The sequence below is a fragment of the Tolypothrix sp. PCC 7712 genome, assembly GCF_025860405.1.
Lineage (GTDB): Bacteria > Cyanobacteriota > Cyanobacteriia > Cyanobacteriales > Nostocaceae > Aulosira > Aulosira diplosiphon.
Window position 1 is genome coordinate 2,196,151 of record NZ_CP063785.1, and the last position, 17,991, is coordinate 2,214,141.

General features: G+C 41.3%; 13 protein-coding genes and 1 tRNA gene. 7 read left to right on the plus strand and 7 right to left on the minus strand.

Features of this window, described 5'->3' with window-relative positions; translation table 11 throughout:
* Positions 1-601: 601 nt before the first annotated feature.
* The gene (locus HGR01_RS08865; protein ID WP_045869692.1) at positions 602-1,216 is read right to left on the minus strand and encodes a GNAT family N-acetyltransferase; all 615 of its coding nucleotides are present in this window, start codon (positions 1,214-1,216) and stop codon (positions 602-604) included.
* Between the two features lie 1,169 nt (positions 1,217-2,385).
* Here HGR01_RS08865 and HGR01_RS08870 point away from each other — a divergent pair.
* The 3 genes from HGR01_RS08870 to HGR01_RS08880 all read left to right on the plus strand — a co-directional run bounded on the left by HGR01_RS08870 (position 2,386) and on the right by HGR01_RS08880 (position 7,243).
* A complete protein-coding gene (locus HGR01_RS08870) occupies positions 2,386-5,940 on the plus strand; it encodes a response regulator (RefSeq protein WP_045869472.1) in 3,555 nt (1,184 codons plus the stop codon).
* 74 nt (positions 5,941-6,014) lie between these two features.
* Entirely contained in the window at positions 6,015-7,115 is a 1,101-nt protein-coding gene (locus HGR01_RS08875; protein ID WP_096622070.1) for a hypothetical protein, read from the plus strand.
* A 57-nt stretch (positions 7,116-7,172) separates the two neighbouring features.
* Positions 7,173-7,243 (plus strand) — tRNA-Gly (locus HGR01_RS08880).
* Positions 7,244-7,427: 184 nt separating this feature from the next.
* Here the strand turns inward: HGR01_RS08880 and HGR01_RS08885 are convergent.
* Entirely contained in the window at positions 7,428-7,979 is a 552-nt protein-coding gene (locus HGR01_RS08885; RefSeq protein ID WP_045869471.1) for a shikimate kinase, read from the minus strand.
* A gap of 208 nt (positions 7,980-8,187) precedes the next feature.
* A complete protein-coding gene (locus HGR01_RS08890; RefSeq protein WP_045869470.1) occupies positions 8,188-9,780 on the minus strand; it encodes an NB-ARC domain-containing protein in 1,593 nt (530 codons plus the stop codon).
* Positions 9,781-10,247: 467 nt separating this feature from the next.
* On the opposite strand from HGR01_RS08890, the gene HGR01_RS08895 reads away from it, so the two are divergent.
* Positions 10,248-10,442: a hypothetical protein gene (locus tag HGR01_RS08895; RefSeq protein WP_045869469.1), complete on the plus strand. Its 195-nt coding sequence runs from the start codon at positions 10,248-10,250 to the stop codon at positions 10,440-10,442.
* Positions 10,443-10,559: 117 nt separating this feature from the next.
* On the opposite strand, the gene HGR01_RS08900 is transcribed toward HGR01_RS08895, so the two are convergent.
* The 3 genes from HGR01_RS08900 to HGR01_RS08910 form a co-directional block, all read right to left on the minus strand.
* Positions 10,560-11,264, minus strand: coding sequence for a hypothetical protein (locus HGR01_RS08900; RefSeq protein ID WP_045869468.1), 705 nt, complete (start codon positions 11,262-11,264; stop codon positions 10,560-10,562).
* 84 nt (positions 11,265-11,348) lie between these two features.
* A complete protein-coding gene (locus HGR01_RS08905; RefSeq protein WP_045869467.1) occupies positions 11,349-11,969 on the minus strand; it encodes a flavin prenyltransferase UbiX in 621 nt (206 codons plus the stop codon).
* 16 nt (positions 11,970-11,985) lie between these two features.
* On the minus strand, positions 11,986-14,340 hold the full coding sequence (locus HGR01_RS08910) for a ribonuclease R family protein (RefSeq protein WP_045869466.1): 2,355 nt from the start codon (positions 14,338-14,340) through the stop codon (positions 11,986-11,988).
* 670 nt (positions 14,341-15,010) lie between these two features.
* Between HGR01_RS08910 and HGR01_RS08915 the strand changes: the two genes are divergently transcribed.
* Together HGR01_RS08915 and HGR01_RS08920 are read left to right on the plus strand one after the other, a co-directional pair.
* Positions 15,011-15,133 (plus strand): hypothetical protein, encoded by a 123-nt coding sequence (locus HGR01_RS08915; RefSeq protein WP_255525206.1) that lies wholly within the window; start codon positions 15,011-15,013, stop codon positions 15,131-15,133.
* Between the two features lie 309 nt (positions 15,134-15,442).
* Positions 15,443-16,315: a hypothetical protein gene (locus HGR01_RS08920; RefSeq protein ID WP_045869465.1), complete on the plus strand. Its 873-nt coding sequence runs from the start codon at positions 15,443-15,445 to the stop codon at positions 16,313-16,315.
* Between the two features lie 166 nt (positions 16,316-16,481).
* On the opposite strand, the gene clpP is transcribed toward HGR01_RS08920, so the two are convergent.
* Positions 16,482-17,087: an ATP-dependent Clp endopeptidase proteolytic subunit ClpP gene (clpP, locus tag HGR01_RS08925; RefSeq protein WP_045869464.1), complete on the minus strand. Its 606-nt coding sequence runs from the start codon at positions 17,085-17,087 to the stop codon at positions 16,482-16,484.
* 661 nt (positions 17,088-17,748) lie between these two features.
* On the opposite strand from clpP, the gene HGR01_RS08930 reads away from it, so the two are divergent.
* Positions 17,749-17,904 carry a hypothetical protein gene (locus HGR01_RS08930; protein ID WP_168160956.1) on the plus strand — a complete coding sequence of 52 codons (156 nt, stop codon included), beginning with the start codon at positions 17,749-17,751 and terminating at the stop codon, positions 17,902-17,904.
* Positions 17,905-17,991 lie beyond the last annotated feature (87 nt).

A 17,991-nucleotide genomic window follows, 5' to 3' on the forward strand; every position in this document is an offset into this window, starting at 1 on the left:
TGATTTTTCTTATTATCAAGAATTTTATGGTCAATTTGGCTAAGATAGCAATAATTAGATCGGTCTGAGCAATTAATTACTCATATTTTATGAGATTTAACTGGATTTGTCTCTCACTAAAGTGTATTTTTTTTTAAAGTTTTTATAAAGATCAATCTCTTAAATACAAAGTTATTATGAGGAATTAATGATTTAATATAGTGTCTTTTATGGAAAAAAATATCGTTTTTGTTATGTATATATTTGAAAATATTTATTGTTATTTTTAGATAAAAAGTAAATTAAAAAATTGATATATTAGCCAATATTAATGTTTTTAAATTTGAATAAATTAGTTGGAATAATAAATATTGATAAAATTTTATTGGGTTGATTAATTGTAAATCTAGCAATTTTGCATCGGCCATGAGACTGATTACATATAGTAACACAGCATTGTGGATGTCTGAACTGTTAATCTCACTCAGCCAAGAAGGTTAAATATTTAAAATTTACAAGCAAAGACAATTTCAAATTACAGATATACAAATCTAGAAAATTGTTTGGGAAGATTATTTAGGTTAGAAATGACATCCTTTAATTAATAATTTAGATGCATGATTTACAGCATAAAATTATTTTTTAGATGCTTGTGCAATAATATTTGACTTGAGTATTTAGGAAAGAATAGATTCCAGTGAGATTCAACTTTATGTACCTGATACCCTAGCTTTAAATAAAGCTGTCTTGCTTGATGATTTCGTTCCAGAACATGGAGATATAAATCCTGAAACCCCCACTCCTGGCAGACTTTTTCACAGTTGGTTAGTAGGCTAGAGGCTACACCATGCCTACGGTATTGTGGGCTAACAGCTAAATTTGACAGGTAAGGAAAACTTTTCCCCGTTTGCGTCCATGCATCACTAAAACGTACAGCGAGTTCTACTGTTCCTACAAGATTATTAACACCTTTAGTAGTATCAATAGCAACTAAACAAACGTGATGAGGTAAAGGAGAAGCTAGGCGCTGCTTCAAGTCTTCATAAATTCCCAGACGTATTAATGGAAACGCCCATCCCCAAAAACCATTTTGAGAGTGAAAGCTTTCAGTAATAATTTGAGCAACACTATAGAGATCGGCAGATGTTGCAGCACGGATTTGGAATTGTCGCTCAGACTGATCGGCGACAACCGTTACAGGCTCTTGGTGATATGAGTGGAAAAACCAGGATGTCAAGGCTAGTTTAGTATTTATGGGATTCAACGAAAATTTTTTCAAGTATCCTAATACACCGTACAAAATTTGTGAACAACATTCAGATACTCAGATCATCAAGCAACAAACAGCAAAGTCTTGTTGAGAAACAGACAGAGAGTCCTATTGCTTTAATTAATTGTTGTACACCTTGATATAGATGATATAGAGTACTTGGGTGATTTTTCAAGCTGAGAAAGTAGTTGGCTAGGTTTTGGGTAATCTATTGACAGGTTAAACTATTTCTCCCAATGATGACTACTGATAATTTCCTCCTTCTGCCCATCTGTATTTTGTTTTTTTCTCAAGCTACAAGCAACGAAGCAGACATTTATTGAGATGAGAGACAACAACCAAATTCTTGGTTATGAGAATGGATAAGTTTGGCAGAGCAGCCTTTGCGAATGTTGGGAAAAGCAATGGGTCTTGGGAGTGCTATGAGTGGAATAGTCTTAAAGATTGCCTTTGTGGTTAGTGCAAGTCGCTCAATTGATTCCCAACATCCGATTTATCTGTGGGTTTGCGCCCTCAGCTACCTTTAAGCTTGTGACTCACACAACATTTCTGCGATGGGTGTCAGACTATACAGGTATTCAGCTAGAAGATGAACTAGTTCAGATAATCTCCTCAGTTGAGGTTTCTCAATCATAACTATGGAAGATTATTGGTGTAACAGATTACATTAGAAGAAATTGTTTGTCTAATTGTATACTTAGCGGTTACGTCTGAATTGTTGCCATAGTTTTTGACTCTAGCATGATTAGCATAAATAAAATTTACTGACAAGTGTTAGTGTCACTGCTGCAACGGGAAAACTTAATATGCAGCTACAGATGGATTTTTGAGCCAGCCTTGAGCGCTGTATGTGTTTAGTATTTTCACAGTTCTCGCCGGAGGTGAGGGAAGATTTGGCAGCTATCAATTCTGTAAGACCAAAACTAAATATCAAAGTAATTATCTTGCTTGAGAGCAAATCGCAATCTTTACAAGCCATTGAGGTCAATTACAGTGAGTAAATACTTTCACAATCAGCACTCATGTAGCCAAATAGCCTTATTGGTCACAATGCTCTGCTCTTACCTGACTCAGAAACATCCCTGTCTGATCAGATTATTCTTTATCCAACTGCCGTTGCAGCAGGAAAGCGGTGCATGAAATCCCAACAAGCAAACAGTAAGCCGAAAATATTGGTTGTCGATGATGAGCCAGACAACCTTGACTTGCTTTACCGCACCTTTTATCGCGAATACAAGGTGCTAAGGGCAACTTCTGGTCCTGCCGCTTTGGATCTACTGGCACAAGAAGGAGAGGTCTCTGTGATCATCTCCGATCAGCGAATGCCAATCATGAGCGGTACAGAATTTTTAAGCCTGACAGCCACTCAATATCCAGATATTATCCGGATAATCTTAACTGGCTACACTGATGTCGAAGACTTAGTGGAAGCCATCAATGCTGGTAAAGTCTTCAAATATGTCACTAAACCCTGGGAAGCGGAAGAACTTAAAGGCGTGGTACGCCAGGCCTTGGATACTCACAATGTTCTCAAAGCCCGTACCCGCGAACTGACGCGTACACTCCGTCAAGAATCACTGCTGAACACTGTCACGAATACAATTCGTAGTGCTTTAGACTATCGGCAAATTTTACAAACAATTGTCGATACAGTGGGCCATATGTTGGAAGTGGATGTGTGTCTGTTACGTCCTTTCCAAGATGGGCAGTTGGTAGATGAAGGATTTATTTACCAGAAAGCGGCTCAAGAAGAAGCAAGCGAAGCAGAGAAAGAACAGGAAGAGCAATCGAATGAAATAGTAAAATCTTCCTCATCTTCTTTTCCTTCGTCATCTCTGTTGGCGGAGACAGTCTGGGAAACCCGCGAAGTTCAAGTTATTCATAATGTAGAAGATGATGAACGAATTCAGGGCAATACTCCTGAACTGGAACAACGTAGTGCAGCTTTTTTAGCAGCTAATATCTGCTCTAGTTTAGTTGTGCCGTTGATTTGCCAACAAGAACTCATGGCAGTGCTAGCCCTGCACCAATGCTCTCAGTCTCGGATTTGGAGAGAAGAGGAAGTGCAGTTGGTGTTGATGGTAGCGGATCAGGCAGCATTGGCTTTATCTCAAGCTTATACCTATGAACAAGTACGCGCTCTGGCTAAACGAGAGTCCCTAATTAATACAATTACTACGGCAATTCGCTCTAGCTTAGATCCTCAAGATATCTTTGCGGCTATTACCGAACAATTAGGACAGGCTTTACAAGTCAATGGCTGTATTTTATCTTTATGGACTGAAGAAGATGAATTTGTTGAATGCGTAGGACTGTATGACAGTTCTCAATATTTAGAACATACTCTGAAATCAGCCCAGGAAACAGCCTTAAATCATAATCATCACCGTATAAATCAGGAATTACCTCATTCTCAAGCGCCAATTAAGCATAATCCCATCCTCCAAGAGATTTTGCGGACACAAGAGCCAGTGGTAATTACTGATATGAGCAACTGTGCTGATGAAATTAAGGGCTTTGATTTGCCGTTGAAAAAGCCAGCGCGATCGCTAATGATTGTTCCCTTATTAGCGGATGGTAAGTGTATTGGTAGTATTACGCTGCGTGAAGGTAGCAAAACCCGCCGATGGTTATCTTCGGAAATCCAGCTAGCCAAAGCGGTGGCTGCTCAAGCAGCGATCGCAGTGCAACAATCGCGTCTCTATCAAAAGACACGTGACCAAGCAGAGCGCTTATTACAATTAGATAAACAAAAAACTGAATTTTTCCAAAATATTTCCCATGAGTTCCGCACTCCCATTACCTTAATTCAAGGGCCTTTAGAATCAGCCGTAAATAATGGTGATGGATTATCTTACGCCCAAAGTGCGATCGCTTTGCGTAACTCGCGGCGATTGCTAAGACTAGTAAATCAACTACTAGATCTGCAACGCTTAGATGCAGGGAGGATGCAGCCAAGTTTCCGTCCTTGTGATTTGGTCGATTTCGTCAACCAAATAGTAGAATCTTTTCGCCCTTACTGTGAGAAAAAGGGACTGCATCTAGTCTCGGAATTGGGTCAATGTTCTCAAGTTTACTTAGATATAGAAAAATTTGATAAGGTCGTTTACAACCTACTATCAAATGCCATGAAGTTTACTCCCGAAGGCGGGACGATTACCATCAGGCTCATATCTCAAGATGATAGTTGCATATTACAAGTACAAGATACTGGAATTGGTATAGTTAAAGAACAAATTCCCCATCTGTTTGAGCGCTTCCGCCAAGCTGAAGGCTCAGAAAACCGTTCCTATGAAGGTAGTGGTTTAGGTTTAGCTTTGGTCAAAGAATTGGTCGAATTGCATGGGGGGCAAATAACTGTAGAATCTGTGTACGGTCAAGGTACAACCTTTACACTATGGCTGTTAACTGGTAATAGTCACTTACCTACACAGCAAATACAGGAAACCCCAGCAGAACTGAATACTAGCCGCGCCACTGTGGAATTGGCTGATTTAGAATTAGTCGAGCCAACCCCAGAAAGTATTGAAAGCTTGCCGAAAGAATTAGTACCTACCCCTGATAACCCAGAGTCTCAAGGGTATAAGGATAGTAGTCTGTTGAATAGCAGTCACTCAATTTTAGTTGTTGATGACAATCCAGATTTACGAACCTACGTATCTGAAATTATTCGCAGTAATGGCTACCAAGTACATACAGCCCGTAATGGTGCCGAAGGATTTAAAATAGCCCAAAAAATTGCACCCAGCTTAATCATTACGGACTTAATGATGCCTTTGGTGACAGGATTACAGATGATTCAGATGATCCGCAGTGAGGAGAATTTGAAAGGAACACCGATCATTCTGCTCACCGCCAAAGTAGATGAAGAAACCCGGATTGCGGGGACAGAACATGGTGCAGATGCTTATTTAGCTAAACCATTTAATGACAGGGAACTTCTGGCAGAAGTCAGGAACCTCTTAGCATTGAAAGAAAATGAGCGCCGGGTTATGGAGTTAAATACCTACCTGACGGAGTCAGTACTCAAGCGCTTTTTGCCGCCTGTTTTGGTGAAAAAAGCTGCTATGGGAGATTTAACCTTGGATTTACGTCCAGAACCACGCTTAATTACAGTGTTATTTAGCGACATAGTAGGTTTTACTCAGCTAGCAAATACTCTCAGATCTCGAAGAGTAGCAGAGTTGCTAAATGAATATTTGGAAGCCATGACCAAGACTGTGTTTGACAATGGTGGCACTGTGGATAAATTTATGGGAGATGCCATCTTAGCTTTATATGGAGCGCCAGAAGAATTAACTCCTAATGAACAAGTACGTCGTGCCATTAATACAGCCAGAGCAATGCATAGCTCATTAGATGAGTTGAATCGGCGCTGGCAAGAACAAGGCATATTTGATGCTAACGGACATACTGGTGTCAAATTCCGTTGTGGTATTCACCAAGGTACTGCGGTTGTGGGTATGTTTGGCAGTGCCGAACGTGCTGACTATACTGCTATTGGGCCCAGTGTGAATATTGCTGCTAGATTGCAAGCTGCTGCTATTCCCGGTACTATTTTAGTCTCTGCTGCTGTGGCAGATTATTTAAAAGATGAAGAAATTACTAAAGTCAGCCCCTTAGAACTTAAAGGAGTAGACGAAACCGTTCTGACTTTTGCTGTTAGATCGGAAATTATGGCTAATCGCTGAGAGTAGACTGGATTTTAAAGCGTTAATTTAGTAAAGAGTAAGAGCGCCCTATCAAATCCAGTTTAAAATTTCCTATGACACCATCGGTTGCAGATAAAACTTCATCTTCAGTCAAGGTATGGAGACGACATACAGACCCACCTAGTTTTTGGGTTGCAGTCGTCATAGGTTCCTTGAGCCTACATTTGCTAGCCTTCTGGCTGATTCGCTCCTACCAGTCTAGTTTATTGTGGCGGCAGCAAAGCAAAGCTGCAATTCCCGTTGAGGTGATAGAAATTGCTTCGCAGCCGAAATCAAAAGCAAAAACTACAACAAGAATAAAAGCTGTTAATTCTCAAACAAAACCAGTATCTACAAATCAAAAATTACAACCAAAAAATTCTTCCAAACCAGTAGTAGTTCAAGCCAATAGGTTAGCCAAAAACTCAAGTCCTACTGTCCCAGATCAAAATGCTGTAGCTTTTGCTGAACAACAGCAACGCGAACTCGCTGAACAGCGTCAACGCCTATTAGCCGAGCAACAGCAGCGTGAACTCGCTGAACAACGCCAACGTCAATTAGCTGAACAACAGCAGCGTGAACTCGCTGAACAACGCCAACGTCAATTAGCTGAACAACAGCAACGCGAACTCGCTGAACAACGTCAACGCCAATTAGCTGAACAACAGCAACGCGAACTCGCTGAACAACGTCAACGCCAATTAGCTGAACAGCAGCAACGCGAACTCGCCGAACAACAGCAACGTGAGAACTTAGGTAGTCCTAATAACCCCGAATCACCTTCTACCCCCTCTAATACAGCAGGTGGAAGTTTAGTTGCAAGTGTAATTGGAGAACCTCAACAGGAAGATAGAGGTATAATTGCTCACCCTGCTAAAATTAAACCTAGCAACCAGCCATTTAGAAAAGGTCTGGAATACGTAAAGTACATAGAAAAAAAAATTGGCGAGCCTGTAGAAGTGACAGCGCTATTAACAATTTCAGAGAAGGGTAAACTGGAGATGGTTACTGTCAAAGATACAAGCATTTCCGCAGAAGAGAAAAGCTACTATGAAGACTTTTTAGCCAGTCAAGTATTAAATAACTGGGAATTTGAACCTGCTTATGACAACGATCCCAACGATCCCAAGCCTAGTAATCTGATAGTACGTATCCGACTACAGCCGCTACCTTAATTTATTAAGGCTTGAATTGTGAATACTGCTGTGCTATAATATTAAAGTTGGAAATTTGCGGGCGTAGTTTAGTGGTAAAACTATAGCCTTCCAAGCTATTAATGCGGGTTCGATTCCCGCCGCCCGCTTTAAAGGTAAGATTCTTGTACAGCTTTCAGGCTTTGCATAGTTTGGCAAATTTTGAACCGCATAGGTCAACTAAAAGGCTCTTACTATTCGCGCAGCGTCTCCACAGCAGAAGGAGAAGGAGAAAGCTACGCACAGTGAGAGCATTACCAAAGCGTATTTGCTAATAACTTATGCAATTATGTCTCAGTTATTGTGAGAAACTGGAGTTTTTAAGACGCTGGGTATAGCTGCAATGACTCTCTCAGCGATTTGTTCTGGTGTTTCACCTTCATTAATAGTGATTTGCAAATCTGCTTGGGAATAAAGTGGTTGTCGTTGTTCGAGAAGCGATCGCAATTTTGCTCTGGGGTCAACATCATGCAACAATGGCCTTGTATCATCGGCTTGCAATCGGCTGTAAAGTAAATCTACTGGCGCATCTAGCCAAACAATCAAACCGTGGTGCAGGTAACTCCAGTTTTCTTGGCGCGTAACTATACCGCCACCAGTTGCGATCGCTAATTTTGTAAAAGAACACACTTGTGATAAGACATCGCTTTCCAACTGACGAAAGGCTGCTTCTCCTGACTCAGCAAATAGTTGATTAATAGATTTTCCCCCTACTTGAACAATGACATCGTCAGTATCTACAAATCCATAACCTAGATGCTTGGCTAATAAGCGTCCTACTGTCGTCTTCCCACTACCCATCATCCCAATTAAATACAGGTTAACCCCTTGTAATAAACTACTCACTAGTTGCTGCGCTCCAATTATCAGTTATGAGTTGTCTTAACTCCTCACTTTATCAGGAGATTGGGGGTTGGGGATGGGGACTGGGGACTGGGGACTGGGGACTGGGGATGGTGACTGGGGACTGAGAAAAAGCAGGGTAGCAGGGGGAAAAATAACAAACACTAATTACCAATTACTCATTACCAAATGACAAATACCAAATCCCGAATCACAAATTTAAATCTCCATTGAGGCAATTATCTCTGATAAAATTTTTTAAGTTTTCTGTCAAAATTGTCTGACTCATACTTAAGTAGCTATCTTTGCCGCGAGTTAAATTTAAGTTTTCCTCAATTAATCGTTCAACTAGATACTCAATTAAAACTGGACTCAGGGAAAAGCGAGATGCTTGTTTTTCGATGAGCGATCGCTTCTGTAATAATTCCATTGCCTCTAAGATTAATCTTTGGGAAGTCAGAGGTGATAATCCTGGTAATACTGTATCTTTTTGTAACTGTCTGATAGATACAAAGCTGGGGTGGAGAGATAGCCAGTACAACAGGTATTTTTCTATTTGCGATAAGCGGTGGAATTGTTGATCTAAAATAGCTCGTATTTCCCCAAAAATTACTGTTTCCTGGGCTAGAAACTCAGATATATTGCCAGCAAATAATTCTTGAATAGTGGTTGCTGCTAATTTAATAAATAATGGATTTCCTGCATACCGTTCTAGTAATGCACTACATTCATCTGATGTAGATTTATGAGTTAAGCCTTTGGCTTTGAGTATTAATATACTTTCTTGCTGAGTCAAACCACTTAATTTAACAGAACGAATTGGTAATCTTTCCCCTTCTATGGCAGCAATTTCTTGAGGCTTTTCTCTACTATTCAAGACCACACAACTTTGATGTTCTATATCTCCTAATCTTTTAATTAACTCTCCATAACCTTGATATTCCTGACGATATCGAATTTGAGATATCTGGGAATTATGATTATTTTTTATACCTGCACTACTTGCTAAAATCGCATCCCAATTATCGAATACAATCAGACATCGACAAGCGCGTAAAGCATCTAAGAATTGCCAAATTTTACTTTCTAGGGTTTCTGGAATATTTTGATGAGAATTTGGTGAGATAACTTGAATTAGCTGTTCCAAGAGTACCTCTACAGGAGGAGCAAAATTGAGCGATCGCCAAATTACATATTCAAATTTCTCCTGAATGTCTTCTACTAGTTTGACGGAAAACGCAGTTTTACCAATTCCACCCATACCCAATATGGTGACTAACCGACAGCGGTCATGCAAAATCCATGCTGGAACTTGCGTTAGTTCTTGCGTTCTTCCGTGGAACATAGTAGTATTTATGACTGCATCACTATGTTGTGTCAGTGTAGATTTATCTGCTGATAAATCGAAATCTCTGTCTCTATTTGTTTTTATAGAACTAATTACTGGTTGTAAGTGAAACCAACCTTTTTTATAACCAGCTTTTTCTAGCAACTGAGTCACCCGACTCCAGGTTTTAACTTTGACAGAATCACCCGCCTGGTTACTCAGCATTTCTTCTATATATTTATATAATCCGTTAGATAGATAAACTCTAACAGTACTGCTACTTCCACTTTGGTAAACTACTTTGGCAATTTCTGCTGGACTACAACCACAAAGCAAACCTCGTAGAAATTTCTTCTCTACAGGTGTCAAAGCTTTTCCTTTAGCTGATGCCAAATCTACGTATAATTTTTCTAACTCCCAATAATTTTTAGCTTCGATAAAATCGTCTTCCATTCGAGCAGAACCATCGGTTGCCATTAGCGTTATTTATGTAATTTATGTAACTAAGGCAATATACTAACGATTCTTCTATGAAATCGGATTAAATTAACGATAAATTTATAACGAATTTAATAACATTCGTTAGGTGACTTAGCGGTTCTTGCTTGGTTATCTTTAGGCTTAACTGAAATTTAATAAAGATTGTTTGAAACTTTAAGCGCACAAATACTGTCAAACTAAATAGCTAAGAATGTCTTTCGTGGAGCGATTTTATTTAACCATAATACTGTGTTTTTAGTAGCACAGCGTAAGCATTCTCAGATTGAGTTCTTACAAGCTTTCTTCTCTCAATTTAGCAGACAAAGGTGTAAATGATGACTTACTTTCCAAAAAAAATTATACAAAAAACTTTTGCCAACTTAATACTTTAGTCACAAAAACTACTGTAAAGCTCATCTGAGTCAGTCCAGAGAAATCAAAGTGGTATGTATGAGGTGCGAACCATGACTCGAATTCGTGACGTTGTGCAAAAAGCTTTAGCAAGTGGTTATTTAACTGTAGAGGCAGAAAATCAATTAAGACATCTGTTGACCACTCGGTATGATTTGGAAGATTTTAACGCTTTCATGACTTTGCAGGAAGCCGCTATGAATGGAAATGTCAAGCAGGAGTCCCGTGAGCGTTGCGGTATTAAGTAGTAGTCAGCAATTAGGAAATTTGTCTTGGGTGTTGGGTGTTTGGTAATGGGTAATTGGTAATTGGTAAGAAAAATTTCTTCTTCATCTCCCTTATCCCCAGTCCCCAGTCCCCTATCCCTACTTCCGGGGACGCTCATTCTCATCTTGGAAATCATCTTCGTCCTCAAAGAAGCTCCAATCATCGTCATCATCATTCGCTTGATTAGTAGTCGGAGGTTGATAGGGGGGAATGATGACTCGGTAATCCGCATCGTAAATCGATTCAGTCTTTCCTACTGACGTATTTTTGGGGTCGCGGTAGTTGTAGGAATACACTGAACCAGATTGAGAAGAACTTTGCGGTTGTTGCGGACGTTCGTAGGTTTTATAGTCGTCATCATCTTGAGCTTGCTGTCTTGTTTGAGATGCTTCCCTCGGGTTCTGCTCAAAATTCCAGTCATCATTTTGATTATTTGTATTCCAGTCGTCAAATTCATCGCTGGAAGTATTTGCGGTTTTGCTAGCTGGCGGTGGCGTACTAGCTGGGGGAGGAGTAGGTTCTTTTCTAAAGGTAGTTTTATTACGCGCTGAGGTAGTAGCTGATTTAAAGCGTGTTTGACGTGGTTGTCTGACAAAATAATTTGATATTTTAAACAAACTGGTAATGAATACAGATGTTAAAGCTCCGGCTGCAGTGGCGAACAACATCCACATCGCCAGTGGTAATGCTTGAGTCCGCATACCCAAAAATACTAACGATATAGCAGGTGTCCAATTTTGGGTTAACAACAGCGTTAGTCCCCCCAAGATAGCCACTAGCAGAATTAAGCGAATTACATTCATAGAAATTTAGTAAAGGATTAAAGATAAAGGATGAAGGATAAAGCAGAAGAATTACTTCATACTTCATACTTCATACTTCATACTTTAACGGTGGCCTTGCCATCGCTGAATGGGAATGCAGTCAATATCAAGCTGATCTAAAACACGGGCTACGACAAAATCAACTAAATCTTCAATGGTTTGGGGTTGATGATACCAAGCAGGAATGGCTGGAACAACTCTGACTCCAGCTTCAGCCAAAGTGGTTAAGTTACGCAGGTGAATCAAACTAAAAGGAGTTTCCCGGGGCACAATTACCAACTTTCGACCTTCTTTGAGCTGGACATCAGCTGCCCGTTCTAGTAAATCGGAACTCAAGCCGACTGCGAGTTTAGCTACGGTACTCATGCTACATGGCATCACAATCATGCCCAAAGTCCGAAAGGAACCGCTAGCAATTCCAGCCCCCACATCGCTCCAAGGATGGCAGTAGAGTTGACCAGAGTTGCTTACACCAGCTTGCTCGCGCCAGAATTTTTCTTGAGCAGCTGGTTCTGCCGGCATCCGAATATCCTGTTCAGATTGCCAAACCATGTAAGTAGATTTAGAAGCCACCAGTTCAATTTGATAGTTTGCTGCTAGCAGATATTTCAAAGCACGAACGGCGTAAATCAGACCGGATGCGCCTGATACGCCTAAAATCAAAGGATAAGTATTATTAGACACTTTGGCTTAAAATTATTTACTCATCCTCTCCGTAAGGGTCTAAGTCATCGGGATCGAGATGGTTTGATAAATAAATGTCTGATAAATCCTCATTTGGAACACTGACATCTAAGCCTTTGGCTACACCATCACTACCAACTGTGACTAAATCAATTTGCTGACGGTAATAATCGACACTCTTGACTTGTACAGAGACGCGATCGCCTAATCTGTAAGAAGCACGATTTTTGCGTCCAAACAAAGCTTGTTGTCTGGCGCGGTATTCGTACCAGTCGTCTTTGAGGGAACTAACATGTACTAATCCCTCAACGCGCAGTGGTATACCTAAATGACCGCTAGCTGCAACTTCCGCTGCGGGAACTTCGATTTCTACAAAGAAACCGTAAGACTGCACACCAGTAATTACGCCCTGAAAAACTTGACCGATGCGTTGTTTCATCAGTTGGGCTTTTTGCAGTCCAGCTAAATCTGCTTCGGCTTCTTGAACTTCTTTTTCTCTGTCGTTAATTTGGATAATGACCCGCGTTAAATCGCTTTGCAGTTCTTGTTGTAATTCTGGGGGTAAAACATTCCAATTAATTTCTATATGAGAAGAAGAGTGACGCAGGTTGATACGTTCTTTCACCCGAGTATTGCGGCGATCGCGCCCGTGTTCCAGCAACGAATAATACACTCGCTGTAACAGCAAATCGGGGTATCGTCGCAAGGGGGCTGTAAAGTGGAGATATTGCGGTAAAGCCAAGCCAAAGTGGGGCCCTTTGGTAGTAGTGTAACTCGATGGCTTCAGGGTATCTTGCAACAAGTAGGTCAAAACTTGCTCCGATGCAGATTCCACAAAAGCCCTAGTTAAATGTTGATAATCTAGGGGCTGGATATCTACTTCTGGTTCTAGCGCCAGTTCCACACCCAAATTAATCGCCAATTTCAGCATTTCTTGGACATCTTCAGCATCCGGTGTACCTTGGACGCGCCAAATCGCGGGTACTCCCAGGGCGCTAAAGTGAGTAGCTGTTAGTTGATTGACCAACAGTACCAACTCGGTTAACAGCGAATGTACAGGTAAATCATTGACTACCACAGCACCCAAAATTCCCTCATCGTAGTAGGGATTTTGATTAGGCGGCAAATTTAACTGTAAGCTACCGCGAGCCAAACGCACCTGTTTCACCGCTTTCCGTAACGCTTCTAGGTCTTGTAGAGTTTGGACAACCTGCTCAGATTGCTTGTGAGAATCACCATTGAGAACGGCTTCGGCTTGTTGTTTATTCAGGGCGGTATCTACCTGAATCACGCTGGGTTGAATTTCCCAGTCTATGACTTCGCCGGATTTGGGGTCGATATTAATTAAAAATGATAGGGTTAAGCGATCGCTTCCCGCGACTAAAGAACAGCGATCAGCCACCGCATCTGGGAACATCGGTAGTACTAATTCTCCCAGATACACAGACCGCCCGCGCCTCAGGGCTTCCCGGTCGAGTGCTTCATCTGGCTGAACATAGTGAGATACATCGCTAATATGTACCCCCAAACGCCAAGCACCATTAGCGGTTTTTTCCAAACTAAAGGCATTTTCTACGACTTTGGGATCTCCATTAGCGCCTGCGATCGTCAGGGTAAACAAACTGCGTAAATCTAGCCGATTTTTCAAGTCGGCTTTTAATAGTCTTTTTGGTAACTTGGTAGCAGCTTCGGCTACTGTCTCAGAGAAATTACGGGCTAAATCATGTTTACAAGTAACCAAATCGATATCAGCCGCCGCTTCTGCATCACTTCCCAAGATTTGCACCACCCGACCCAGTGGCGGATATTGTGCTAAGGGGTAACGTAGTACTTCTACATGGGCTAGGTGATCGAGGGCCTCTTCTAATTTCATGCCGTTTGTTTGCAGTTTCAATTCAAACAGCAAGCGATCATCAAGAGGAACTGCGCGAAAGCCGCTTTCTACTTGCTTAATCCGGGCCAGTAAAGTGTGATTTGAGCGTTCGAGAATCAGCTTCACCTCGCCTTCTGGGGAGCGACGACGGCTACCTTCTTTGAGGACTCTGACCAAAACGCGATCGCCATTCCACGCATTACTGAGATGGCTTTCACGAATGTAAATATCCTCAGCGCCTTCTACATCTTGAATTGCGAAGCAAAAACCCTTACTAGAACAGCGGAGTTTGGCTTCAATCAACCCTTCTTCAGTCACCCGGCGATATTTGCCCCGTTCTTTGACTAAAATTCCGATTTTTTCTAAGATGTCTAGAGCAATGTGAAGTTTTTGTAAACTATTTTCATCCTCGCAGCCAAGTTTCTTTTCCAAAACTTTACGAGCTACCAATTTATCATCGGTGAAATTGGCAAGGAGTGTAGCGATTGAAAATTCCATGCAGTGAACCGACCTTTGGTCAAAACATCATTTTTCTTTTAATCTGTTGTTTCCTGTATACCCTCACGGACTACAGATACGAGCTAGAAACTAAATACCCGCAAGCAGGGATTCTGAAGTTCCAAGGGAAGGAGCCGACTCACCCTGCGAAAAGGCGCAGAAGTGACTACATTCTCACTGCACGACAATCTCAGAATTCGTCTGCGGTTGAGTTCCTTCATCCAGCCCAACGGACAAAGCACGCCTGATCGGATTTTGCCCCATGAGGTAGTTACGCGACCGGTTTTTGAGATGCTTGGTTGTGAGAACTCTCCATGCTGCTCAAAAACGCTATGCAGGGGAACAGGTGTTTAATTGTCTAGACTGAAGGTACTTTTACAGCATGAGAATCTGATTTTTACCTAGGAGAAACTGCCGATAAACCCAATTTTCCCACATGTAGAATCGGTAACAATTAGGTAAGCAGCTTAAGATACAGTGAGGGCGAACCTTATCTTCATTATTGTAGATTTAGAGCGCACTTCCAGAAAATAGTTCTGCATATCGAATTGGGTAATTAGTATAGCATTGAAGGCGATCCTACTCAGATTTTGCTATCAGTAGCTTAAAATTTTCTCGCAAAAGAGCTACTGCGACAATCAAGGCCCAGGAGTCAGGTGCCAATACTACTTTGATCCATAAGCATATGGCAAAGTACGCGATCGCCAGCTTTTCACTCCAGACTAATGAGTTGATAAGTTTTGTGGAAAGAAGATGTCGATTTGCGATCGCTCAGTACGTAGTCAGCACTTAAGCCTGAGATATTTCTCATCGACTAACTACATATTTCTGAAGATTTTTTGAGTGCAATACTAGTACAGTAGCCAGAAATAAAGCTACTATTCAAAATAGGCAAAAGCTTATTTAATCAGCTTTTTGACTTTTTAATGCCTAATAGTGACACTAGTACATTACTGGAGAAATCAACAGAGCATCTGACAAAGTCTCATCAATTCAAAATACAATTCTTGTGACTTTTACTCACTCTTTAGCGGTACTAGCTTGTATACATAGGTAGTATCAACCCCCTTTATTCAACAGTCTTAAAATTGGTGGCATTATGATGTTGGCTCAATTCCAGAGCTTGTATCCCAAAGGTAGTATTATTTCTGAGTTAGTGCAAATTTTTCAAGGAAAATATATTGTCCGTGTTAGTGTCCAAATCGAAGGCGTAACCCGCACGACTGGTTTAGCCGCAGCAGAAACCATCGAAGCCGCCGAAGATAATGCCAGAAATCGGGCATTAATGGTTTTAGGGACAGAAAACGCGCCTCAGGAAACGGTGGTAACTGCTCCACCTCCCGCATCGCCGTTGCCAGATCATCCTGACTTGAACAAAGCTAGTAAGTTTAATGAGTCGCCTTATTCTCCTAGCAAAGAACCAGACTTTGGCAGTAGTCAGTGGTCAGTACCCAGTAGCAAAGAAGTATCAATACTGGCTGATCATGGACAGCATAACCAACCAGATAAACTTACCACTGACATTCGCAGCGCTAGTAAATCCGATACTTACAGCCCAGAATTCGGTCAACCTTTACCGATAAATACTGAGTTAGAAGCCCAGTTTGATACCCCAGGCGATTTAGACATTACATCTAGCAACGAGCCAGAAATTTTACCTTTACCAGACATTACCCCTAGTAATGTGAAACCCTTTACCCCTCGCAGTTACAGTTCCTCTGAAGATGTGGGAACGCCGACAGTAACAACAGGGAAGAAAAGGAAGAAAAGTGAACCCGTAGATTTATCTGATGTGATTGCCAAAACTGATGTCGAACTTCAGCGCTTAGGCTGGACACCAGAACAAGGAAGGGAGCATTTAATTAAAACCTATGGTAAGCGCGGGCGGACTTTGCTGACTGAAGATGAATTGCACGGATTTCTCCAATACTTAGAATCTCAACCCACACCAAAAGATCCGTTAATGGGATTTTGATGGGTTTGTCATTTGTCTTTTGTCCTTTGTTATTAATAAATACCCCCCTTAACTTTCCTTCCTGAGTGGTGAAGAGGTTTGAAGGGGGGTTTTGATTAATGGGATCACCGAAGGTACATCACCACTAGTCAATTACAACAAATGACTAATGACCAATGATCAATGACTAAACAACAGCCATTGGACGGCTACCTGCGGAATGACGGTCAATAACCTGGTCAATTAAACCATAGTCTCTCGCTTCCTCTGGGGACATAAAGAAGTCGCGTTCAGTATCTTCCGCAATGCGCTCAAGTGGTTGACCTGTATGTTCGGCTAAATAATCGTTTAGCCGTCGCTTGTGATATAAAATTTCCCGCGCTTGAATTTCAATATCAGTTGCTTGACCCTGCGCGCCACCTAAAGGTTGATGAATCATAATCCGAGAATGGGGTAGACTCATCCGCTTACCCTTAGTACCTGCACTGAGCAGAAAAGCGCCCATGCTGGCAGCTAATCCGGTACAAATGGTACAGACATCAGGGCGAATATGCTTCATAGTATCAAAAATGCCCATACCAGCAGTTACCGAACCGCCTGGAGAGTTGATGTACAAATAAATATCTTTCTCCGGGTCTTCAGCATCTAAAAACAGTAGTTGGGCAACAATCAAGTTCGCTATGGAGTTATCAACCTGTTGTCCTAAAAAGATAATCCGTTCACGCAATAGACGTGAGTAGATATCAAAGGCGCGTTCGCCGCGACCCGATTGTTCAATGACTATAGGAATCATGCAGCCTACTTGTAGCTATTTAAATCCATTTTATCGAGCGCAACGGCTAATTGTTGGGATTTGGGGTTTGTCATTTGTCATTTGTTATTTGTCATTTGGTAATTGGTAATTGGTAATTGGTAATAGGGGTTTGTCATTTGTCATTTGTACCCCTCATCTCCCAGTCCCCAATCCCTAATCCCCAGCCCCCAATCCCTAGTCCCTTCTACCGGGCACTTTTTTTCACGGTATGAGTCTGAATACTTATCCCGTAATCACGCTCACCAACCCTAAAATATCAGGGTGTGCTGCAAAACCTTTGTAGCATGGTGTTCGCAGTCATCAACACTTCCACCTAGTTGGTGGTTTTTTGTCAGGTGTTGGTAACATTTTCAACTTTTTTTAATATTGCTATCGGCAATTATCCGGAATATTTACTAAATTCCGGTAATGCAATAGTACGGGGTGTAGTTAGAGTAACTAATTCTGTCGAGAAACGGATGCTGTTGGCGAAATATAACTTAATACTTTAAAGCCCCAAAAAACCTAATTTTTTCGTAGGTAAGTTTGGCAAAGGGAAACCCAAGATCTTTAGAAACGACGGGTTTCTCGTTAATTGCAGTGTTAAGAAATAATTCGCCAACAGTATCAGAAACGCTGTCCACCGAAAGGGAGACCTGCCATGCTGGAAAAACTTGTGCAAGCCGCCATTATCACTTTCATACTCCACCTAATAGCAGGAATTAACCCAAATACTAGAGTTGAGACAAAAGCAGCCATGCCTATGTCGGAAACACCAGCTTCAATTGTCAGCTTACTGTTTCCCTCTGGGCGCTAAGAAGATTTTGTGAATTACTACGTACTGGTTTCGCATTCTCTACACTTTTTGCTTCTTGACTTCAGTCACTACTATTACTGCTATGAA